This is a genomic window from Streptomyces sp. NPDC096152, from assembly GCF_044763235.1.
In the GTDB taxonomy this organism is placed as follows: domain Bacteria; phylum Actinomycetota; class Actinomycetes; order Streptomycetales; family Streptomycetaceae; genus Streptomyces.
Genome location: NZ_JBIWFW010000010.1, coordinates 1 through 21730, shown reverse-complemented (window position 1 = coordinate 21730; position 21730 = coordinate 1). Strand labels below are relative to the sequence as shown.

General features: G+C 72.6%; 15 protein-coding genes and 1 pseudogene. 10 read left to right on the top strand and 6 right to left on the bottom strand.

The window, feature by feature from the left end:
- Positions 1 to 33: 33 nt before the first annotated feature.
- The gene (locus ACIQ9G_RS30510) at positions 34 to 1260 is read right to left on the bottom strand and encodes an Ig-like domain-containing protein (RefSeq protein ID WP_403615967.1); all 1227 of its coding nucleotides are present in this window, start codon (positions 1258 to 1260) and stop codon (positions 34 to 36) included.
- 232 nt (positions 1261 to 1492) lie between these two features.
- On the opposite strand from ACIQ9G_RS30510, the gene glgX reads away from it, so the two are divergent.
- The 3 genes and pseudogenes from glgX (at position 1493) to ACIQ9G_RS30495 (ending at position 5523) form a co-directional block, all read left to right on the top strand.
- On the top strand, positions 1493 to 3742 hold the full coding sequence (glgX, locus tag ACIQ9G_RS30505; protein ID WP_403615964.1) for a glycogen debranching protein GlgX: 2250 nt from the start codon (positions 1493 to 1495) through the stop codon (positions 3740 to 3742).
- A gap of 112 nt (positions 3743 to 3854) precedes the next feature.
- Positions 3855 to 4400: a SigE family RNA polymerase sigma factor gene (locus ACIQ9G_RS30500; protein ID WP_403616449.1), complete on the top strand. Its 546-nt coding sequence runs from the start codon at positions 3855 to 3857 to the stop codon at positions 4398 to 4400.
- Positions 4346 to 5523 (top strand): annotated as a pseudogene (locus ACIQ9G_RS30495) (hypothetical protein). Before ACIQ9G_RS30500 ends, ACIQ9G_RS30495 begins: the two are co-directional and overlap by 55 nt.
- A 60-nt stretch (positions 5524 to 5583) precedes the next feature.
- Here ACIQ9G_RS30495 and ACIQ9G_RS30490 read toward each other — a convergent pair.
- The gene (locus tag ACIQ9G_RS30490; RefSeq protein WP_403615961.1) at positions 5584 to 6141 is read right to left on the bottom strand and encodes a hypothetical protein; all 558 of its coding nucleotides are present in this window, start codon (positions 6139 to 6141) and stop codon (positions 5584 to 5586) included.
- Positions 6142 to 6298: 157 nt separating this feature from the next.
- Here ACIQ9G_RS30490 and ACIQ9G_RS30485 point away from each other — a divergent pair, with 157 nt between their 5' ends.
- The 5 genes from ACIQ9G_RS30485 (at position 6299) to ACIQ9G_RS30465 (ending at position 15026) form a co-directional block, all read left to right on the top strand.
- Positions 6299 to 8137, top strand: a complete 1839-nt coding sequence (locus ACIQ9G_RS30485) for an ABC transporter ATP-binding protein (protein ID WP_403615959.1) — start codon at positions 6299 to 6301, stop codon at positions 8135 to 8137.
- The gene (locus ACIQ9G_RS30480) at positions 8134 to 9993 is read left to right on the top strand and encodes an ABC transporter ATP-binding protein (RefSeq protein WP_403615957.1); all 1860 of its coding nucleotides are present in this window, start codon (positions 8134 to 8136) and stop codon (positions 9991 to 9993) included. Before ACIQ9G_RS30485 ends, ACIQ9G_RS30480 begins: the two co-directional genes overlap by 4 nt.
- A 494-nt stretch (positions 9994 to 10487) precedes the next feature.
- Entirely contained in the window at positions 10488 to 12527 is a 2040-nt protein-coding gene (locus ACIQ9G_RS30475; RefSeq protein ID WP_403615955.1) for a M4 family metallopeptidase, read from the top strand.
- 245 nt (positions 12528 to 12772) lie between these two features.
- Entirely contained in the window at positions 12773 to 14434 is a 1662-nt protein-coding gene (locus ACIQ9G_RS30470; protein ID WP_403615952.1) for a M4 family metallopeptidase, read from the top strand.
- A gap of 70 nt (positions 14435 to 14504) precedes the next feature.
- Positions 14505 to 15026 carry a DUF1990 family protein gene (locus tag ACIQ9G_RS30465; protein WP_403615949.1) on the top strand — a complete coding sequence of 174 codons (522 nt, stop codon included), beginning with the start codon at positions 14505 to 14507 and terminating at the stop codon, positions 15024 to 15026.
- A 28-nt stretch (positions 15027 to 15054) separates the two neighbouring features.
- Here ACIQ9G_RS30465 and ACIQ9G_RS30460 read toward each other — a convergent pair whose 3' ends face one another.
- From ACIQ9G_RS30460 to ACIQ9G_RS30445, 4 genes are all read right to left on the bottom strand, one after another.
- Positions 15055 to 15429 (bottom strand): DUF6086 family protein, encoded by a 375-nt coding sequence (locus ACIQ9G_RS30460; RefSeq protein WP_403615946.1) that lies wholly within the window; start codon positions 15427 to 15429, stop codon positions 15055 to 15057.
- A 7-nt stretch (positions 15430 to 15436) separates the two neighbouring features.
- Positions 15437 to 15931, bottom strand: coding sequence for a SitI3 family protein (locus ACIQ9G_RS30455; protein WP_403615944.1), 495 nt, complete (start codon positions 15929 to 15931; stop codon positions 15437 to 15439).
- A gap of 17 nt (positions 15932 to 15948) precedes the next feature.
- The gene (locus tag ACIQ9G_RS30450) at positions 15949 to 16659 is read right to left on the bottom strand and encodes a hypothetical protein (protein ID WP_403615940.1); all 711 of its coding nucleotides are present in this window, start codon (positions 16657 to 16659) and stop codon (positions 15949 to 15951) included.
- A 135-nt stretch (positions 16660 to 16794) separates the two neighbouring features.
- Complete coding sequence (locus tag ACIQ9G_RS30445; protein WP_403615937.1) at positions 16795 to 19413, bottom strand: glycosyltransferase family 1 protein; 2619 nt, start codon at positions 19411 to 19413, stop codon at positions 16795 to 16797.
- 221 nt (positions 19414 to 19634) lie between these two features.
- Here ACIQ9G_RS30445 and ACIQ9G_RS30440 point away from each other — a divergent pair, with 221 nt between their 5' ends.
- Together ACIQ9G_RS30440 and ACIQ9G_RS30435 are read left to right on the top strand one after the other, a co-directional pair.
- Positions 19635 to 20837 carry a S8 family peptidase gene (locus ACIQ9G_RS30440; RefSeq protein WP_403615934.1) on the top strand — a complete coding sequence of 401 codons (1203 nt, stop codon included), beginning with the start codon at positions 19635 to 19637 and terminating at the stop codon, positions 20835 to 20837.
- A gap of 206 nt (positions 20838 to 21043) precedes the next feature.
- A partial coding sequence (locus tag ACIQ9G_RS30435; protein WP_403615931.1) for a maltotransferase domain-containing protein occupies positions 21044 to 21730 on the top strand: 687 nt, incomplete at its 3' end.

Sequence of the window (21730 nt, the reverse complement as noted above, 5' to 3'; positions counted from 1 at the left end):
TCTGCCGAAGCCCCGACCTCCGCCGCTCCGCGGCTAGTTGAGCGCGCTGCCCGCCGTCCACTGCGTCCAGTCCATGTTCCACCCGCCGAGGCCGTTGTCGGGAGCGACGTATCCGTCGTCGCTGTGGACCACCTCGACGACGTCCCCGACGAGGCTGCGGTCGAAGAACCAGCCCGCCGGGGTCTCGGCGCCGCCGCCCTTGACGTCCTGCAGCCCGACGCAGCCGTGGCTGACGTTGACCCGGCCGAAGACGTCCTGGGACCAGTAGTTGCCGTGCAGGAAGGTGCCCGAGTCGGTGAGCCGCATGGCGTGCGGGACGTCGGGGATGTCGTACTCGCCGCCGAAGCCGACCGTGCGGCTGTTCATGCGGGTGACCTCGTGCATCTCCATCACGACCATCTTGCCGTTGTACGTCGTGGACTTGGGGGCTCCGGCGGTGACGGGGACGGTGGCCAGCAGGGTGCCTTCGCGCCGCACCTCCATGGTGTGCGCGGCCGCGTCGACCAGGGAGACCTGGCTGCGGCCGATGGTGAAGGAGAAGGACTTGTCCTGCAGTCCGTAGACCCCGGGCGCCCCCTCCACGTCCCGCAGACGCAGGTCGACGGTGACCTGGGTGCCGGGACTCCAGTAGGTCCGCGGCCGGAGGTCGAGGCGCTCCCCGCCGAACCAGTGGGCCCGGATCTCGACCGGCGGGTCCGCGGTGACGTGGACCGCGCGCTCCACGGCGGCCCGGTCGGCGATCTTCCGGCTGAACGCCAGCGAGACGATCATCCCGGTGCCGACGGTGGCGCGGTTCTCCGGGGTGACGTACCCGATGAAACGCTCCTCGGGGACGTACGTGGTGAAGCTGGTGTGCCGGGCTGAGCGGCGGCCCCGGCTGTCGACGGCGACCGCGTCGACCGTGTACTTGGCGGCGAGGGCGAGCCGGTCGTCGTCGGGCCGCCACTCCCGGCCGCCGGAGGTCAGGCGCCCGGGCACCGGGGTGTCCTGCGCGTCCTGGGCCCGGACGACCCGCACGGACTCCAGGCGCCCGTCCGCGGCCCGCACCCGGAGCTTGCCGTCGGCGCGGACCCCCTTGCCGCCGTCGTCCGGAGAGACCCGGATGACGTCCTCGGCGGACGGGGGTCCGGCGAGGAGGCCGCCGAACCCGTCGGTGCCGCCCGAGGTGCAGCCGGCGGCCCCGGCCAGCAGTCCTGCCCATGTCAGTACGGCGGCCAGCGCGGCCCCCGCGCGCCGTGCGCGCCCTTGTACGTGCCTCACGGACTGCCCAACGAGCGGGCCCGCTTCCGGGAAACGTGAGTGCGACCCAAGCTCTGGGCAGAACAGTGGGGAGACGACGCCGGGGAGCCGAGCCCCAGGACAGAGCCGCGGGGGCGCGCCGGTGCCGGGAGCGGACCCGCCCGTGCCCCGCCATCGGGGTGCGGGCCGGACCGCCCACCCGGCACCGGCCGGGCTGCCCGGGGCCGACGAGCCGAGAAAAAGGGGCCGACAGGTGTCGAGCGCAGCCGAGCAGGAGGCGGTGGCGGGCGGGCGCCCCGCCGGGGAGGGGCGCCCGGCCGCCGTCGTGAACGGCGAGCGCCGTGCAGCGCCGCCGCCCGGCGCGCCCGTGTGGCCGGGGGCGCCGACACCGCTGGGCGCCCGCTTCCGGGTGGGCCCGGACGGCGTGGCCGGCACCAACTTCGCGCTGTGGGCGGGCGGGGCGGAGTCGGTCGAACTGTGCCTGTTCGACGAGAGGGGCAGGGAGACGCGCGCCCGCCTGACCGAACTGACCCACGAGATCTGGCACGGCTTCGTCCCGGGCGTCATGCCCGGGCAGCGGTACGGCTACCGGGTGCACGGCCGCTGGGACCCGTGGACCGGCGCCCGCTGGAACCCGGCGAAGCTGCTGCTCGACCCGTACGCGCGCGCGGTGGACGGCGAGTTCGCCCTGCCGCCGGAGGTCTACGGGCATGTGCGGGACTGGCCCGACCAGTCCGTCGCGGACACGGTGCGCGACGAGCGGGACTCGGCGCCCTTCGTGCCCAAGGGCGTGGTGGTGCACGACGACGACGACTGGTCGGACGACCGCCGCCCCAAGACGCCCTGGGCGGACTCGGTGATCTACGAGCTGCACGTGCGCGGCTTCACCCGGCTGCACCCCGGCATCCCCGAGGAACTGCGCGGCACCTACGCGGGCCTGGCCCACCCGGCGGCGATCGAGCACCTGGTGAGGCTGGGCGTGACGGCGGTGGAGCTGCTGCCGGTGCACCAGTTCGCGCACGAGGACCACCTGCTGCGCCGGGGCCTGCGCAACTACTGGGGCTACAACTCGATCGGCTACTTCGCCCCGCACGCCGCCTACGCCGCCTCCGGCACCACCGGCGAGCAGGTGGGCGAGTTCAAGCGGATGGTGCGCGCGCTGCACGCGGCCGGCATCGAGGTCGTCCTCGACGTGGTCTACAACCACACCGCGGAGGCGAACGAGTACGGCCCGGCGCTGTCCCTGAAGGGCATCGACAACCACGGCTACTACCGCCTCCAGCAGGACGCCCGCCGGTACGCGGACTACACCGGCTGCGGCAACACCCTGCACGTGGTGCAGCCGCACGTGCTGCGCCTGATCACCGACTCACTGCGCTACTGGGTGACCGAGATGGGCGTGGACGGCTTCCGCTTCGACCTGGCGGCCGCGCTGGCGCGCTCCATGCACGACGTCGACATGCTCTCGCCGTTCCTCGCGGTCATCGCCCAGGACCCGGTGCTGCGCCGGGTGAAGCTGATCGCGGAGCCCTGGGACGTGGGCTCGGGCGGCTACCAGGTGGGCGCGTTCCCCCCGCTGTGGACGGAGTGGAACGACCGCTACCGCAACGCCGTACGGGACTTCTGGCGCGGGGCGCTGCCGGACGTCCGGGACCTCGGATACCGGCTCTCGGGCTCCAGCGACCTGTACGCCTGGGGCGGCCGGCGCCCGTACGCCTCGGTCAACTTCGTCACCGCGCACGACGGTTTCACCCTGCGCGACCTGGTGTCGTACACGCACAAGCACAACGAGGCCAACGGCGAGGGCAACCGGGACGGCACGGACGACAACCGCTCCTGGAACTGCGGGGCGGAGGGCGAGACCGAGGACGGGCGGGTCCGGGCGCTGCGGCGCCGGCAACTGCGGAACCTGCTGACCACGCTGCTGCTGTCTACGGGCGTGCCGATGCTGGTCGCGGGCGACGAACTGGGCCGCACCCAGCGCGGCAACAACAACGCCTACTGCCAGGACAACGAGATCAGCTGGGTGGACTGGAGCCTGCTCGACGACCCCGGCTGGCGCGGGCTGTTCGAGCTCACCGCCCGGCTGATCGCGCTGCGCCACCGGCACCCCGTGCTGCGCCGCCGCGCGTTCTTCTCCGGCCGCGCGCACTCGGCGGACGGGCTGCGGGACCTGGCCTGGTTCACCCCGCGCGGCACGGAGATGACGGAGCGGGACTGGTACGCCCCGGCCGCCACCTTGGGCCTGTACCTGTCCGGCCGGGACATCCCCGGGCGGGACGAGCGCGGCGCGCCCGTCCTCGACGACAGCTTCCTCGCCGTGCTGCACGCCGGGGACCGCCCGGTGAGCTTCGTGCTGCCCGGGCCGCCGTGGGCGGAGCGGTACGAGGTCGTCGTGGACACCTCGCGCGAGGACCAGGACGGGACGCCGGGTACGGTCCTGGCGGCAGGCACGGAGACCACGGTTCCGGCACGGTCCGTCCTGCTCCTGCGGGTCGGCTGACCCTGTGTGACCTCCGCGCGTGACGCGGCTCACGTTCGCCGAGTGCAGCGCGGGCGGGGGTCCAGCGCCTTTCCCCTTGTGCAGACAGCCGGCGAGGACGGGGACCGTGGGGATGGAGCAGGCTCGGGCCGGTGAGTACGACGCGTTCGTGGCGGCCCGCTGGCCGGTGTTGTTCCATCTGGCCCGTCTGCTCACCGGAGGTGATCGGCATCGGGCCGAGGACCTGTTGCAGGAGTCCTTGGTCAAGCTGTGGTTCGTCTGGCCGAAGATCGCCGACGAGGCGCCGGAGGCGTACGTGCGCAAGGTGCTGGCCCGGGCCGCGGCCCGCTCGGCCCGCCGGCGCTGGTGGGGCGAGCGTCCCGTCGAGGACCTGCCCGAGGTGGCGGCGGCCGGCGACATGTCCGCGACCGTCGCCGAGCGCTCCCGACTGGAGGCGGCGCTCGCCCAGTTGCGCCCGCAGCAGCGGGCCGCCGTCGTGCTGCGCCACTACCAGGACCTGCCGGACCGGCAGGTCGCGGAGACCCTGGGCTGCCCGGTGGGCACGGCCCGGGGACCGCGGGCCGGCGCCGGCCCGCGCGGGCGTGCGCGGCCCCCCGGGAACGGCTGCGTGCCGCCGCCCGCCGGCACGGCCCGGTTCTCGCCTTCTTCGGCGCGCTGAAGCTGGCGGGCTTCTGCTCGTTCATGTACCTGCTGCACTCGGCCGGTGACTTCCGCACCAGGAACCCCCGTTTCGGTGGCGGTGCGCACCCGTAGGACGTCCTGGCCACCTGGGACGGCTGGTGGTACCGGCAGATCGCGCTGCACGGCTACGACCCGAAGCTCGTTCATGTCCCGGGCGCCACCGGCCTGATCACCCTCGAGGGCAACTCCGCGGCCTTCTTCCCGCTCTACCCGGCGGTGATGCGGCTGACGTCGGAGGCGACCGGCCTGGGTGCGTACGGCGCCGGGATGCTGGTTTCGATCGTCGCCTCCTTCGCCGCCGCCCTCGGGATCGGCGCCGTCGCCGGCCGGTTCGGCGGACGGCGGGCCGGGCTCGCCGCGGCCGGCCTGTGGGCGGTTGGCCCGGCTCCGGCACCGAGTGGGCGGTCTACTCCGAGTCCCTCTACGTCGCCCTCGCCGCCTGGACCTGCTACGCGGTGACGACCCGCCGCTGGCTCACCGCCGGGGTGCTCACCTTCACGGCCGGCCTGAGCCGTCCCACGGCCGCCGCGCTGATCGCCGCGCTCGGCGTGGCCGCGCTGGGCGCGCTGCGCGACCGCCGGGACGGTGTCCTGCGCCCCCTGCTGGCCGTGGCCCTGGCCCCGCTCGGCCTGCTCGGCTACCTGGGCTGGGTGGGCCACCGGATGGGCGACTACGGCGGCTACTTCAAGCTCCAGTCGGGCGCCTGGGCCCACCGCTTCGACTACGGCCGGCAGACCTTCGACGTGCTGACGCCCGTACCGGTGGGCCACTTCACCTACCTGTCGGCGTTCCCCTTCGCGGATGTCGTCGGCGTCGGAGTCGTTCTGCTCGCCGTCCTCCTCGTCCCGCTCCTGCTGCGGCTGCGTCCACCGCTGGTGCTGATGGTCCACACCGCTGTGACCCTCGTCCTGGTCCTCGGCAGCCAGCAGATCTTCGCCAACGTCTCGCGCTACCTGCTCCCCTGCTTCCCGTTGTTCGTCCCCCTGGCCGTCGCCGTGCGCCGGCTCGGCCTGCGCACGCAGTGCGCCGTGCTCGGCGTCGCGGCCCTGGCATCGGGGTCGTACGCGGGATACGCGCTCTTCGAACTCGGGGTGCCGTGATGCCGCCCGGCGGGAACCTCGATCCCCTGTGCCGCGATCTCCTGTGGTGCGGGACCCCGCTCACGGGGCCGGTCGCAACAGCGCGCGGGCCTCGCCCTCCGCTCGCTCCACCCGGGCCTCCAGGCGGTCCCGCCTCCTGGGCGCCCACGTCAGCTCGAGCGCGACCAGGACGACGACCAGCCACGACACCAGGGCCTCCCGGGCTGTTCCGGCCGCCGTGTCGTACACGCCCAGGGCCACCGCCACGGCGGCCACGAGCGCCATCACCCACCATCGGAGCCGGTCCTCCTCCATCACCGTGCGCAGCGCCCCGGCGTACTGGAGGACCGCGGGCGCCAGCCGGGCGTCCGCGACGGCCTCGCCACGGCGCGTGGCCCGCACCACCTCCGCCCGGTCCGCGGGCCCGAGGCCGGCGCCGCCGGGCCACGCCCTGCTCATCCGGCGAGCCGACCGAACGCCGTACAACGGAACGAGCACCACCAGGGCCACGGCGGCGGCCGCCCAGGAGCCGGACTCGACGGCGACGAAGGCCCCGAAGAGGACGCCGGCGCACAGACCGACGCCCAGCGCCCTGCGTACCGGGCCCCCTTGCCACACCCAGCCCGGAACCAGAACCACGGGCCCATGCTGGCGATCAACGGCGGGGCGGGCAATCACCGTGACCGCGAGTCGCCGTACGACCGCTCGAACCGCCGGGTCGTAGGACCAACGGCCGAACGAGGTCCGGCCAAAACTCGGTGGGCGATGTCAGTAACAATCCGTAGGCTCGCTGCTGATGTCCACTACGCCTGCCTCGTTAGAGGAACCCGCGGGGCGCTCCGCCGTCCGCTCGCTGCTGCGTCTGTGGCCGTATGTGCGGCCGGTGCGGCTGCGGCTGTTCACGGCCGCGTTCGTCGCGGTCGTCGCCTCCTGTGTGGGGCTGGTGATCCCGCTGGTCCTGAAGTGGATGGTGGACGGACCGGTCGCCCATCGCGATCCGCGGGGCGTATGGCTCGGGGCGCTGTACCTGCTGCTGCTCGGGCTGGCCGAGGCGCTGCTGTTCGGGCTGCGGCGCTGGCTGGTGGCGCGGCCGCTGTCGCACGTCGAGGCGGAGATGCGGGCCGGCCTGTACCGGCATCTGCAGCGGCTGCCGGTGGCCTTCCACGACCGCTGGGCCTCCGGCCAGTTGCTGTCCCGGGGCACGACGGACCTGATGCTGCTGCGCATGTTCCTCGCCTTCCCGTTGACGTTCCTGCTGGTCAACGGCGTGACCATCGTCGTGGGCGTCGTCATCATGCTGCTGCAGGACTGGACCCTGGGGCTGGTGATCCTCGGTCCGGCGGCGCCTCTGCTCGCCACCTGCGTGGTCTTCGAGAAGCGGTACGCCACCGCGGCGCGGCAGGCGCAGGACCAGGTCGGGGACCTGACGACGGTGGTAGAGGAGAGCGTCCTCGGCATCCGGGTCGTCAAGGGGTTCGGGCGGCACCGCAGCCAGGCGCGGGCGTTCCGGGAGCTGTCGCGGACGCTGCGCGGAACCGAGCTGCGCAAGGCCCGTCTGCTGGGGACGATCTGGGCGGTCATCATGACCCTGCCGGAGCTGGCCATCGGCGCGGCGCTGGTGACCGGGGCCGTGCAGGTCGCCGACGGAGAGCTGTCGCCGGGGACGCTGGTGGCCTTCCTGTCCACGGCGCTCGCGCTGCGCTGGCCGGTGGAGTCGATCGGCTTCCTGCTGGCGATGAGCCAGGAGGCGGCGACGGCGACCGAGCGGTACTTCGAGGTGATGGACTCCGATCCGGAGACGGAGACGGCCGCGGCTACGGCTGCGGCCGCGGCTGCGCGGCGCGGCTCGGTGGCCGCGGCGGAGGCGGCCCCCGAGGAGACGGGGCTCCGATTCCACGGCGTCCGTTTCCGCTACCCCGACGCCCCGCCCGGTTCCGCTCCCGTGCTGGACGGGATCGACCTGCACATCCGGCCCGGCGAGTCCATTGCCCTCGTCGGGGCGACCGGCAGCGGCAAGACCACGCTCACGGCCCTGGTCCCGCGCCTGCACGAGGTGACCGAGGGCCGGATCACGCTGGACGGCGAGGACATCACCGCCCTGTCCCGCGCGGACCTGCGCGCCCGCGTCGCCGTCGCCTTCGAGGAGCCCACCCTCTTCTCGGCGAGCGTCGGGGACAACGTGCTCATGGGCGCCGGCGGTCCCGCCGGCCCGGCCGAGCTGAACCGCGCGCTGTCCGTCGCGCAGGCCGACTTCGCGCACGCCCTCCCCCAGGGCACCGACACCCAGGTGGGCGAACAGGGGCTCAGCCTCTCCGGCGGGCAGCGGCAGCGGCTCGCGCTGGCCCGGGCCGTCGTCGGCCGCCCCCGCTTCCTGGTGCTGGACGACCCGCTGTCCGCCCTGGACGTGCACACCGAGGCCGCCGTGGAGGCCGCGCTGCGGCAGGTCCTCACCGGCACCACCGCCCTCATCGTGGCGCACCGCCCTTCCACGGTCCTGCTCGCCGACCGCGTCGCCCTGCTCTCCGGCGGCCGGATCAGCGCCGTAGGCACCCACCACGAACTGCTGCGCACCAACGCCGAGTACGCCCATCTGATGTCCGGGACCGCACGGGAAGAGGAGGAGGACGAACGATGACCGCCCCCATGACGTCCGTCCCCGCCACCGACGACGAGCAGGATCCGCCCGGCCCCGGCGACGCCGGCGACCCCTTCGACCGGGACGTCCTGCCGAGCGCCCCCGGCGCCACGGGGGCGCTGCTGCGCTCGCTGCTCGCCCCCCTGAGGGCCCGCGTCGCCGGTACCACCGTCCTGCTGCTGCTCCAGCAGGCGGCCGTCCAGGCGGGCCCGCTGCTGGTGGCGTACGCCATCGACCACGCCGTACCGGCCTTCCGGGCGCACGAGCGCGGACCGCTGGTCGCGGTGGCCGTCGCCTATCTGCTGTGCGCGCTGGCCGCCGGCGCCCTGCAGTGGGCCTTCATCGTGGCCTCGGCCCACGTCAACCAGGACGTGCTGCTGGACCTGCGCGGACGCATCTTCCGCCACGCGCAGGCGCTCAGCGTCGACTTCCACGAGCGCTACACCTCGGGCAGGCTCATCTCCCGCTCCACGACGGACGTCGAGTCGCTGCGCGAACTCCTCGAGGAGGGGCTTCAGGAACTGGTCACCGTCGTGCTGTCGTTCGTCTACATCTCGGCGATGCTGCTGTGGCTGGATCTCGGGCTGGGCGCGGTGGCGGTGGCCTCGTTCGTGCCGCTGTACCTGCTCGTCCGGCTGTACCAGCGCCGCGCGGGCCGGGTGTACCGCGCGCGGTCCACCGCGATCGCGGCGGTGATCGTGAAGTTCGTGGAGACGATGAACGGTATCCGGCCGGTGCGCGCGTTCCGCCGCGAGGCGGCCAACGACGCCGACTTCCGGGTGCTGAACGGGCGGCACGAGCGGACCAACGGCGACGCGCTGCTGGAGATGGCCCGCTATGTCGTCGGCTCCCGGCTGGTGGCCAACACGACGGTCGCGGTGATCGTGCTGTGGGGCGCCTACCGGGTGGCGGAGGGCTCGCTGGAGCTGGGTGTGCTGGCGGCCTCGGTGCTGTACCTGCGCCGTCTGTACGACCCGATCGACCGGCTGGGCATGTTCCTCAACTCCTACCAGTCGGCGGCCGCCTCGCTGGAGAAGATCGCCGGGCTGCTCGCGCAGACGCCGACCGTGCCCGAGCCGTCGGAGCCGAGGCGGCTTCCGGACCGCCGTTCGCGCGAGCCGGGCCGCGAGGTCGTCTTCGACGGGGTCCGCTTCGGCTACCGCACCGGCGGGGAGGTGCTGCCCCGCTTCGACCTGACCGTTCCGGCCGGGCAGACCGTCGCGGTCGTCGGCTCCACCGGCGCGGGCAAGTCCACGCTGGCCAAGCTGCTCGCCCGGTTCTACGACCCCTCCGACGGCCGGGTGCTGCTGGACGGCACCGACCTGCGCGACCTCGCCGTGCCCGAACTTCGGCGCGGGGTGGTCATGGTGACGCAGGAGGCGTTCCTCTTCTCCGGCACGGTCGCCGAGAACATCGCCATCGGCCGCCCGGACGCGGGCCGCGAGGAGATCGAGCGGGCGGCGAAGGCGATCGGCGCGCACGACTTCATCGCCGCGCTGCCCGACGGCTACGACACCGACGTCCGCAAGCGGGGCGGCCGAATCTCCGCCGGCCAGCGCCAACTGGTCGCGTTCGCAAGGGCGTTGCTGGCCGACCCGGCGGTGCTGATCCTCGACGAGGCGACCAGCTCGCTCGACATCCCGGGTGAACGGGCCGTGCAGCGCGCGATGGCGACCGTCCTCGCGGGCCGGACGGCCGTGGTGATCGCCCACCGGCTGTCCACCGTGGAGATCGCCGACCGGGTGCTGGTGATGGAGCACGGCCGGATCATCGAGGACGGCCGTCCGGCCGATCTCATCGCGGGCACGGGCCACTTCGCGGACCTGCACCGCGCCTGGCGCGACAGCCTGGTGTGACCTTGATCGACGCCTGAAACCGGTCGCGGCGGGCGGGGCGTACGCGGCGCTGTGGCGGACCTGGCACGGCGCCTGACCAGCGCTTCGCCCTTCCCCGACTCCGGTGGCCGCGACCCCGAAGCGTCGCGTCGGCAACCGCCTCTCGCACCCCCTGTCGACCGCCCGGCAGACGGTCCGCATACCGAACATGAACATCCGGACAACGAACGAATTCCGGCCAAATATGTGACGCGCTCCTGACAGAAGTGGCGATCTCCTGCCACTCTTCCCACGGCCGGGAGCACAGCAGCCCCACAGCATCACCCCACGAAACCCCCCACAGATCCCCCCACGCGCCCACGGATCCACCCACGGATCCGTCCACGGCACCATCCCCTGTGACCCGGCACGGCACCTCCGCACCTGGTTCCGCGTTCCCAGTTCTGCCCGGACGGCCCACATTCCGTCCGGTCTCCCCTGGCCGTGCGACCCACGGCCCGCAGAAGGAGTCAGTGTTGAGAAGCATTTCCTCGCGCAGACGCACCTCCCACACCCCCCAGCGCCGCACGGCCGGCATAGCCCTGGCCGGCGTCGCCGCCCTCATCGCCGTGGCCGTCCAGTCGGGCGCCGCGACCGCCGCCCCGGCCCAGGCCCCGTCCGGGAAGGCCGACCCGGCCCACCTCGCCGTGAAGCTGACGCCCTCGCAGCGCGCGGAGCTGATCCGCGCCGCCGACGGCGCCACGACGCGGACGGCGCGGGACATCGGTCTGGGCGCCAAGGAGAAGCTCGTCGTCCGTGACGTCGTCAAGGACGCCGACGGCACGCTGCACACCCGCTACGAGCGCACCTACGCCGGCCTGCCCGTGCTCGGCGGCGACCTCGTCGTCGACACCGCCAAATCCGGCCGTACCGAGCACGTCGTCAAGGCGACGAACGCCGCGCTCGCGGTCGGCGACCTCACCCCGAGCGTGTCCAGGGCGACCGCCGAGAAGCAGGCCGTCCAGCGCGCCAGGGCCCTCGGCAGCACCAAGTCGGCGGCCGACAGGGCGCGCACGGTCATCTGGGCGGCGAGCGGCAGGCCCGTGCTCGCCTACGAGACGGTCGTCGGCGGCCTCCAGGACGACGGCACCCCGAACGAGCTGCACGTCGTCACCGACGCGGCCACCGGCAAGAAGCTCTACGAGTACCAGGGCATCGAGACCGGCATCGGCAACACCCAGTACAGCGGGCAGGTGAACCTGACGACGACGCAGTCGGGTTCGACGTACACGCTGAACGACGGCGCGCGCGGCGGCCACAAGACGTACAACCTGAACCACGGCACCTCGGGCACCGGCACGCTGTTCTCGCAGTCCACCGACACCTGGGGCAACGGCACCACGTCGAACGCGGCGACCGCGGGCGCGGACGCGCACTACGGCGCGGCGGTCACCTGGGACTTCTACAAGAGCACCTTCGGCCGCAGCGGCATCCGCAACGACGGCGTGGCCGCCTACTCGCGGACGCACTACGGCAACGCGTACGTCAACGCGTTCTGGGACGACGGCTGCTTCTGCATGACCTACGGCGACGGCTCCGGGAACGCGGACCCGCTGACCTCGCTGGACGTGGCCGGCCACGAGATGAGCCACGGTGTCACCTCCAACACCGCGGGCCTGAACTACTCCGGCGAGTCCGGCGGCCTGAACGAGGCCACCTCCGACATCTTCGGCACCGGCGTGGAGTTCTACGCCAACAACAGCTCCGACGTCGGCGACTACCTCATCGGCGAGAAGATCGACATCAACGGCGACGGCACCCCGCTGCGCTACATGGACAAGCCGAGCAAGGACGGCGCGTCCAAGGACAGCTGGTACTCGGGCATCGGGTCGATCGACGTGCACTACTCGTCCGGCCCGGCGAACCACTTCTTCTACCTGCTGAGCGAGGGCAGCGGCGCCAAGGTCATCAACGGCGTCAGCTACAACTCGCCCACGGCGGACGGACTTCCGGTCACCGGCATCGGGCGCGCCAAGGCGCTCCAGATCTGGTACAAGGCGCTCACCACGAAGTTCACCTCGACCACCAACTACGCGGGCGCCCGTACCGGCACGCTCGCGGCGGCGGGCGAGCTGTACGGCACCTCCAGCGCCGAGTACAAGGCGGTGCAGGACGCGTGGGCGGGCGTCGCGGTCGGCTCGCGGTCCGGTGGCGGCGGGGGCGGCGGCACCTCGTTCGAGAACACCACGAACGTCTCGATTCCGGACAACGGTCCCGCGGTGACCTCGTCGATCACCGTCTCCGGGCGGTCCGGCAACGCCCCGTCGAACCTCTCGGTCTCGGTCGACATCGTGCACACCTGGCGCGGTGACCTGGTGATCGACCTGATCGGCCCGTCGGGCACCGCCTACCGGCTGAAGAACTCCAGCGGCTCCGACTCGGCGGACGACGTGCACGCGACCTACACGGTCAACGCCTCCTCCGAAACGGCCAACGGCACCTGGAAGTTGCGCGTCCAGGACGTCGCGACCTACGACACCGGCTACATCGACGGCTGGAAGCTGACCTTCCCGTAGGCCCGTCGGACACTCCCGTTCAGGGCGCCGTCCCGGCGATTGCACGCCCGGGGCGGCGCCCGTTCATGTAGCCGAAACATTTACCGGACAGTCGATTTTCAGCCAACATCACTTCAGGCTCCTGACATGTACGCGCCCCAGGTGTCACTCTTCCTGCACCCGCCGCACGAGCACTGCACAACCCCTCACCAGCGATCCGGCCCGGTGACCCCACACCGACCGGACTCCCCCACCAAGGAGCTTGTGTGACTCCCCGCTACGCGCGTCACCACCGCACCACCCTGGCCCTCGCCACCGCCGTCGCCGCCGGAGCCCTGCTCAGCACCGCTCTGACCACCAGCGCGTCGGCCCAGCCCGTGGCCGACACGGCCGGCAGGGCGCCCCTGGCCGCCGCCCCGACCGCGCTGTCCGCCGCGGCGCGCAACACCCTGATCCAGCAGGCGCAGGCCGGCGCGAGCGACACGGCTCGCCGGATAGGCCTCGGCACCAAGGAGAAGCTGGTCGCCAAGGACGTCGTGAAGGACGTCGACGGCACCCTGCACACCCGCTACGAGCGCACCTACGCCGGCCTGCCCGTGCTCGGCGGCGACCTCATCGTGCACACCTCCGAGGCCGGCAGGACGGAGGGCGTCACCCGGGCCGCCAAGTCGGCCATCAAGGTCGCCTCGCTCAAGCCGCAGATCGCCGCCGCCAAGGCGGAGAAGCAGGCCCTGTCCGTCGCCCGGGCCGCCGGTTCGGAGAAGACCGCGGCCGACAGCGCCCCGCGCAAGGTCATCTGGGCGGGCAAGGGCACCCCGGTCCTCGCCTACGAGACGGTCGTCGGCGGCCTCCAGGACGACGGCACCCCGAACGAGCTGCACGTCATCACCGACGCGGCCACCGGCAAGAAGCTCTACGAGTACCAGGGCATCGAGACCGGCACCGGCAAGACCCTCTACTCGGGCACGGTGACCCTCAACACCACCCTGTCGGGGTCGACGTACCAGCTGTACGACACCACGCGCGGCGGGCACAAGGTGTACAACAAGGCCCACCAGCAGAGCCCCACCCAGGGCACGCTGTTCACCGGCTCGGACGACGTGTGGGGCACCGGCACCGCCTCCAGCTCCGCCTCGGACGAGACGGCCGCCGCGGACGCCGCCTACGGCGCCCAGGTGACGTGGGACTTCTACAAGAACACCTTCGGCCGCAACGGCATCAAGAACAACGGTGTCGGCGCCTACTCCCGCGTCCACTACGGCAACGCGTACGTCAACGCGTTCTGGGACGACAGCTGCTTCTGCATGACCTACGGCGACGGCTCGGGCAACACCCACCCGCTGACGTCGATGGACGTGGCCGGCCACGAGATGAGCCACGGTGTCACCTCCAACACCGCGGGCCTGAACTACTCCGGTGAGTCCGGCGGCCTGAACGAGGCCACCTCCGACATCTTCGGCACCGGCGTGGAGTTCTACGCCAACAACGCGTCCGACCCGGGTGACTACCTCATCGGCGAGAAGATCAACATCAACGGCAACGGCACCCCGCTGCGCTACATGGACAAGCCCAGCAAGGACGGCTCCTCCGCCGACTACTGGTCCTCGTCCGTGGGCGGCCTGGACGTGCACTACTCGTCCGGTGTCGCCAACCACTTCTTCTACCTGCTGTCCGAGGGCAGCGGCGCGAAGACGGTCAACGGCGTGAGCTACAACTCGCCGACGTACAACGGCTCCACGGTCACCGGCATCGGCCGCGACAAGGCGCTGCAGATCTGGTACAAGGCGCTGACCACGTACATGACGTCGACCACGAACTACACGGCCGCCCGTACGGCGACCCTGAGCGCGGCGTCGGCGCTGTACGGCTCCGGCAGCGCCGAGTACAACGCGGTGGCGGCGGCCTGGACTGCCGTCAACGTCGCCTGATCAAAAGGCTGTTGAGGCAAGCGGCACCCGGGACGGAGACGTTCCGGGTGCCGCCCTACGCTTGGGTCCCATGTCTTCGCAGGACTTCACCTACACGGAGGTCGGCGCCACGCGCGACGATCTCTCCACCTGCCCGCCGGGCTTCCACCACCTGCACGTGCGCACCCGCATCGGCGAGGGCGAGGAGGTGTTCCGGCGGGCGCGTGAGGCCCTGCTGAGCTGGGAGCTGCACCGGGCGATCGGCGTCGGCATCGAGACCGGCGCCGAGCGCGCGGAGCCCGGCGCCGAGGTCACCGTCACCGTGGCCGGCGTGATCAAGGCGCCGTGCCGGGTCGTCTGGACGATGGCCGAATCCCGTCGGGCGGGCTGGGCCTACGGCACCCTGCCCGGCCACCCGGAGTGCGGCGAGGAGGCCTTCGTCGTGGACCGCACCGGCGACGGCACGGTCTGGCTGACGGTGTCCGCCTTCAGCCGCCCGGCCAAGTGGTACACCCGCGCCGGCGGCCCCGCCGCCCGAGGCCTCCAGCACGCCTACGCCCGCCGCTGCGGCACCGTCCTGCGCAGACTGTGCGCGGACGCCTCGGAGTTCTGAGAGTTCCGGCGGCGCGGCCGGGATTCGGTCAGACGGGCATCGCCCGCGCGTGCTGGTCGCGCAGCGCCGTCCACGCCCGCTCCTGCTCCGGTCCGGGCATCGCCGGCACGGGGTGCCCGGCCCGGTCGACGAGCACCAGGGACGTGGTGATGAAGCCGAGGGACAGGGAGCGCAGGATGCCCTGCTCGGTCCTGGTGAACCGGCGAACGGCCGCGCCGACGAGCGCGCCGAGGTCCCGGACGTCCACGACGCATACGCCGTCGACGGGGATGCCGACGCCCGAGCCCACGCCGAACACCCCGGAGAAGACCGTGGCACTGCCGATGAAGGCGTGGGCGACCTCCGCGCCGGGACACCAGATGTCCCGTCCGGGCAGGTCGCTGGAGTGAAATCTGAACGTCATGACCCAGTCAGTCCGAGAAAAGAGATTCCATGATGTGCGTTTCCCGACGGTAGGGCTGCTTCACGAGCGCCAGCCGCTGGGGACGCCAGAGGTCGTCGTCCTCGTTGAGGCTCAGCTCGTCCTTCTTGCGAAGCAGCCAGACGGTCTCGAAATCGGAGTGCAGCACCGCGTCGCCGTCCATCCGCTCCAGGAGAGGGACGACCAGCCGGATCATGTCGTCCTGCTGGTCCGAGACCTCGACCCCCTTGGCCATCCGGAACACAGTGCCGACCGTCGGAGTGAAGGCGAGGTCGGTGACGATGGGGTCCCACGGCTGCGGCGGTCTCGAGGTGACCACGCGGATCCAGGTGCCGAGCCGTGTCGCCGCACCGTCCCCGGCCAGTCGCTCCGACGTGACCGAGGCGTCGAGGACACCGGTCTCCCTGCCGATTTCCTGCACGTGGGCCGCAACCTCGTCCGCGGGCAACCGCGTCGCGCAGTCAAGGTCGTATGCGATGGCCATACGGACTCCTCCGGATGCTACGGATAAAGGTGGACCACATTGCCCGCGCGGTCGATCACCATGACCTCTTTCAGACCGCCCATGGGCCAGCTCTGAAACTGACTCCGCAGCGCCCCGAGATCGGCGTCACTGTCACCGAGATTCAGCACGACGCGTTCCGTCTGGCCTGCGTCCACTTTCTTCTGCACCGCAGTCCAGATGGAACGCGGATTCTTCGCCGTGGGGGCGTAGTTGTCGAAAACCTTGCCCTCGATGCGAAAGTCAGGATTTTTCCCGTTGATGGTACCCGGTGTCTGTTCGACGTCGTATCCCTGTTTCGCGAGGGTGTCGGCCGAGTGCACCTCCCGCCCCTTCGCGCGAACCGTCTCCGCGTCGTCGTTCTTGCTGAGCGACTCCGGCTTCCCGCGGGGCCGGGCATTCGGGTCGGCCTGCCCCGAGGGCCTGGTCCGCTCCGCGGCCGCGGGGTCCCAGTCACCGCCCCCGCCGCCGCCCGACCCGTCGGACGACATCTGGACCCGGTCGGGGCCCGCGGCGTCGTTGAGGATGTTGGCCATCCCGGCGCCCGCGATGGACACCCCGACGGCCATCTGGGCCGCGGCGGCGACGTTGATGGGGATGCCGAGGGCGGCTCCGATGACGGTGCAGTCCAGCAGCCCGCCCGCGACCTCCTCGCCGGCGCCCGCGACCGTCAGGGCCAGGCCCAGGACGACCGACGCGGCGGGGCTCACGTTGTGCGCATGTCACGCACGACCGTAATGAGGCTGAGTATGCGTCAGGTATGACGCGGATAGAGAGAGCATGGCGGGCGTCAAGGGCGAGCAAAGATCGCTCGCCCCTGACGGAGAGCGTACGGCCCGTCGTGATCAGCGCATGAGAACGCCCGCTCCCTCTCCCGTCTCCTCCGAGGGGACCGCCAGGAGGCCCAGTTCGGAGCTGGAGGCCAGGAGGCGGTGGGAGGGGAGGATGCGGACCGTGTAGCCGTAGGGGCCCGTGCGGTCCAGGGCGAGGGGGCCGTCGTAGAGCCAGCGGCCCTCGGGGTCGGGGCCGCCCGCCGGTTTCAGCGGGACCGTGGTCGCGTCCGCGATGCGGTCCTCCTCGTCCACCCGGCCGGAGACGGCCTGCACCTCGACGTCGTCCGGGCCCAGGCCCCCGAGACCGACCCGTACCCGCAGGTCGAGGGTGCTGCCGAGTTGAGCGGTGGCCGTGGCGGCGGAGGTCTCCACGTGGTCGACGGTCACCTCGTGCCAGGCCGCCCGCACCCGCGCCTTCCAGGCCGCCAGTTCACGCGCCGCGTCGTGGTCCAGCGCGCGGTGGGCGTGGGCGGCCGGGCTGTAGAGGCGGTCGACGTACTCGCGGACCATGCGTCCGGCCAGCACCTTCGGCCCGAGCAGGGTCAGGGTCCGGCGCACCATCTCGATCCAGCGGTCGGGCAGCCCGCCCCGCCCGCGCTCGTAGAAGCGCGGGGCGACCCGCTGTTCGAGCAGCTCGTACAGGGCGGCGGCCTCCACGTCGTCACGGTGGTCCGGATCGGTGCCCGCTCCGTCCGCGGTCGGGATCGCCCAGCCGAAGTCGGGCTGGAACCACTCGTCCCACCAGCCGTCCAGCACCGACAGGTTCAGGCAGCCGTTGAGCGCGGCCTTCATCCCGGAGGTGCCGCACGCCTCCAGCGGCCGCAGCGGGTTGTTCAGCCACACGTCGCAGCCGTGGTAGAGCTTCTGCGCCATCGCCATGCCGTAGTCCGGCAGGAAGACGATCCGGTGGCGGACCCGCGGGTCGTCGGCGAACCGCACCAGTTCCTGGATGAGCCGCTTGCCACCGTCGTCCGCCGGGTGCGCCTTGCCCGCGACCACGAGCTGGATCGGCCGCTCGGGGTGCAGCAGCAGGTCCATCAGGCGGTCGCGGTCCCGCAGCATCAGCGTCAGCCGCTTGTACGACGGGACCCGGCGCGCGAACCCGATGGTCAGGACGTCCGGATCGAGCACCCCCTCGATCCAGCCCAGCTCGGCCTCCCCCGCGCCGCGCTGCCGCCAGGAGGCGTGCAGCCGCCGGCGCACCTCCGTCACGAGCTGCTCCCGCAGGTCGCGGCGCAGCTCCCAGACGTCCTGGTCGGGGATGTCGGCGACCGAGTCCCAGCGCTCGGACCCGCCGACCGAGAGGGCGTCCTCGGTGCGCTGGGCGCCGATCTGCCGGGCGCTCAGCCGGAAGACCTCGGGGGCGACCCAGGTCGGGGCGTGCACCCCGTTGGTGACCGAGGTGATCGGCACCTCGTCGGGGTCGAATCCGGGCCACAGGCCGGCGAACATCTCCCGGCTGACCCGCCCGTGCAGCAGCGAGACGCCGTTGGCGCGCTGCGCCAGGCGCAGGCCCATCACGGCCATGTTGAACAGGTTCGGCTCGCCGCCCGGGTAGCTCTCCATGCCGAGCGCCAGGACACGCTCCACGTCGATGCGCGGCAGCTCCGCCTCGGGCCCGAAGTGCCGGGCGACCAGCTCGCGGTCGAAGCGGTCGATGCCGGCCGGGACGGGGGTGTGGGTGGTGAAGACGGTCCCCGCGCGCACCGCCTCCAGGCCGGCGTCGAAGTCCAGCCCCCGGTCGCACAACTCCGCGATGCGCTCCAGGCCGAGGAACCCGGCGTGCCCCTCGTTGGTGTGGAAGACCTCGGGCTCGGGATGGCCGGTGAGCCGGCAGTACGTCCGTACCGCCCGGACCCCTCCTATACCCAGCAGCATCTCCTGCAGCAGCCGGTGCTCGCTGCCGCCGCCGTAGAGCCGGTCGGTCACCCCGCGCTCGCCGAGGTCGTTCTCCTCGACGTCGGAGTCCAGCAGCAGCAGCGGGATCCGGCCGACCTGGGCCAGCCAGACACGGGCGTGCAGCGCCCTGCCGCCGGGCAGCGCGAGCGAGACCCGCGCGGCGGAGCCGTCGGCCTCCTTCAGCAGGCCGACGGGCAGCTCGTTGGGGTCGAGGACCGGGTAGTGCTCCTGCTGCCAGCCGTCCCGGGACAGGGTCTGGCGGAAGTAGCCGTGCCGGTACAGCAGGCCCACCCCGATCAGCGGCACACCGAGGTCGCTGGCCGCCTTCAGGTGGTCGCCGGCGAGGATGCCGAGCCCGCCGGAGTACTGCGGCAGGGCGGCGGTGATGCCGAACTCGGGCGAGAAGTAGGCGACGGCGGCGGGCAGTCCGGCGGACTGGGTCTGGTACCAGCGGTCGCCGGTCAGGTAGTCGTGCAGGTCGTCGGCGGCCGCGGTCAGGCGGCGCAGGAAACGGCGGTCCCCGGCCAGCTCGGCGAGGCGCGCGGGGGCCACGCTGCCGAGCAGGCGCACCGGGTCGCCGCCGGAGGAGGCCCAGCGCTCCGGGTCGACGGACTGGAAGAGGTCGCGCGTCTCGGCGTGCCAGGACCAGCGCAGGTTGCGGGCCAGCTCGCTCAGTGGCCGGAGGGGCTCGGGGAGAACGGGACGGACGGTGAACCGACGGATCGCCTTCACACTCCACCTCGGCGCGTTCGCTGGATGGACGCACGGCACTGTGCGTACGGTCACTCAGAACGGTACCGGTGACGGGCCGGGTACCGCTGGGCCTGCGGCCCACGGCCCGGCAAAGCGCTCCCTCCGCTTTGGCCGGTTCCGGCCCCGCAGGCGTTCTTGTCGCCCCCTCCCGCCCACGAGAGGCTGCTCCCGTACGCCGAGTGGAGGAGGGGACTCGGACCATGGCACGGACGCGTACGCGGCGTCTGCGCCGGGCGGGGGGCCTGATCGCGGCGGTCTGCGCCGCGGCGCTTTCGGCCGCCACCCTGCCCGCGCACGCCGCCCCGGAGGGGCAGGTGTTCGGCGCCGGCCGGCCCGGCTCCGTCACCGGAAGCTACCTGGTCACGTTACGGGCGGGCACACCGGCCGCGTCGGCGGTCGGGCGGGCGGTCGCCACGGCCTACGGCGCGAGAGTCAGCCAGGCCTACGGCAGGGCCCTGAACGGCTACGCCGTGCGCGCCGACGCGAGACAGGCGCGGCGGCTCGCGGCGGACCCCCGGGTCGCCTCGGTGGTCCAGGACGTCCGCGTGCGGCTCGACCGCACCCAGACGAACCCGCCGTCCTGGGGCCTGGACCGGGTCGACCAGCGCACGCTGCCGCTGAACCGGACGTACACCGCTCCCGACGCCGGCGGCCGGGGCGTCACCGTCTACGTGATCGACACCGGGGTCCGGATCACCCACCGGGACTTCGGCGGCCGCGCCGGCTACGGCTGGGACTTCGTCGGTCACGACCCGGCCGCCGGGGACGGCAACGGCCACGGCACACACATCGCGGGCATCGTCGCGGGCACGGCCTACGGCGTCGCGAAGCGGGCCCGCGTCGTCGCCGTGCGGGTCCTCGGGGACGACGGCACCGGGACGATGTCCCAGGTCATCGCGGGGATCGACTGGGTGACCCGGCACGCCCGCAAGCCCGCGGTCGCCAATCTCAGCCTCGGCGGTCCCTACGACGCCCAGCTCGACGCGGCGGTGCGCGCCTCGATCAGGTCGGGGGTCACCTACACCGTGGCCGCGGGCAACGGCGGCCGTGCCGCCGCCCTGTTCTCGCCCGCGGACGTGCGGGAGGCGATCACCGTGGGCGCCGTCGACGGCCGGGACGCCCGGGCCGGGTTCTCGAACACCGGCTCGGCACTCGACCTGTTCGCCCCCGGCGTGTCGATCACCTCCGCCTCCGCGGCGAGCGACACTTCCCGGGCAACTTTTTCGGGCACGTCGACGGCCGCCCCGCACGCGGCGGGCGCGGCCGCCCTCTACCTGTCCGGCCATCCGCGGGCGGCTCCGGCGCAGGTCGCGAAGGCACTGGTCACCGGGGCCGCGACCGGCAGGGTCGGCGACCCGGGCCCCGGCTCGCCGAACCGGCTTGTGCAGGTGCCCACGGGGTAGGCGGGATGTCCAGGACCCCGGCCCCGCCCGCTCCTGGACGGGGCCGGTCTTGTGTGTAGACATACGCGTGAGTAGTTAACAAAGTGCCGGATTGCTCACCCGAATAGGGTGGGAAGGCTCCACCGGTACGCCCCAGGTAGACCACGCAGGACCCACCTCCCCACAGACATCCGCCCACACCCTCGTTGACGCGGACAGGAGCGGTCATGCCCGCCACGCACCACTCGGCAGCACCCCCGACCAGCAGCATTCCCGGCACCGAAGCACCACCGGCGCACCCCCTCGGGGCCGGCCCGCCGGCCCCGGAGCGACCCTCCGCGGGCGGCGCCACCGCCGTCGGCCGGATACCCGTCCTCGACGTGCGCCCGGTCGTCCAGTGCGGCCGCCGCCCCGCCAAGGCGGTGACCGGAGAGTCGTTCGAGATCTCGGCCACCGTCTTCCGTGAGGGCCACGACGCCGTGGCCGCCAATGTCGTCCTGCGCGATCCGGAGGGGCGTGCCGGCCCCTGGACCCCGATGCGCGAACTGGCCCCCGGCACCGACCGCTGGGGCGCCACCGTGACCGCCGGGGAGCCCGGCCGCTGGACGTACACCGTCGAGGCGTGGGGCGATCCCGTCACCACCTGGCGGCACCACGCCCAGATCAAGATCCCCGCCGGTCAGGACACGGAGCTGGTCCTGGAGGAGGGGGCCCGGCTGTACGAGCGCGCCGCCGCCGGGATCCCCGAGGAGGACGGCCGGCGCGACGCCCTGGTGGCCGCGGTCGGCGCCCTGCGGGACGAGAGCCTTCCGGCGTCCTCCCGGCTGTCGGCGGGGTTGACGCCGGAGGTGGACGCGGCGCTGGCCCGGTATCCGCTGCGGGAGCTGGTCACCGTCTCCGACACCCGCGAGCTG